Below are 673 nucleotides of genomic sequence, written 5' to 3' on the forward strand. Positions count from 1 at the left end.
GACTATTACATCAGCTGGGTTTCCCCATTCGGACATCCCCGGATCGAAGCTTGCTTACAGCTCCCCGAGGCAGTATCGTTGTTCGCCACGTCCTTCTTCGGCTCCTAGCGCCTAGGCATCCTCCGTGTGCTCTTAGTAGCTTAACCAATTGCTCCGGTTATTGTGCTCATCGCTCTGTTGTCCGTTTGTTTCCTGATCTACTAAACGAGTTAATAGGTGGAAACGAAACTTCCAAAGGATCGATGATCCCAAAACCTTCGCGCTACTTTTTATTAAACTTGTTTGACACAAGTTCAGCTAAAAGGATATTTCTAATTGCGCAAATTCGTTTCGTTATCTAGTTTTCAAGGATCAACCCCAGTCTTTCGACCGGAAGATTATCATACCATGTTATAAACTGCAGTTCAACCTGCAATTTATGGAAATGATATGAAAGTTTATGGTGGAGCCAAGGGGGATCGAACCCCTGACCTCCTGCGTGCAAGGCAGGCGCTCTCCCAGCTGAGCTATAGCCCCATAATTTTCACTCCAAAAAAGTGAAGCATGGATTCGAGATTTACGATTACTTTCCGTACATCCCGACACTTACCTTATGAAGTTAGTATTTATATGGTGGGCCCTAGTGGACTCGAACCACCGACCTCACCCTTATCAGGGGTGCGCTCTAACCAGC

General features: G+C 46.2%; 1 tRNA gene and 1 rRNA gene. Both read right to left on the minus strand.

Features of this window, described 5'->3' with window-relative positions:
• Positions 1-146, minus strand: a 23S ribosomal RNA gene (locus AB4124_RS34035); the annotation flags it as partial.
• Between the two features lie 294 nt (positions 147-440).
• Positions 441-516, minus strand: a tRNA-Ala gene (locus AB4124_RS34040).
• Positions 517-673 lie beyond the last annotated feature (157 nt).

Source organism: Paenibacillus sp. 2KB_20, assembly GCF_052115765.1.
In the GTDB taxonomy this organism is placed as follows: Bacteria; Bacillota; Bacilli; order Paenibacillales; family Paenibacillaceae; genus Paenibacillus_AQ.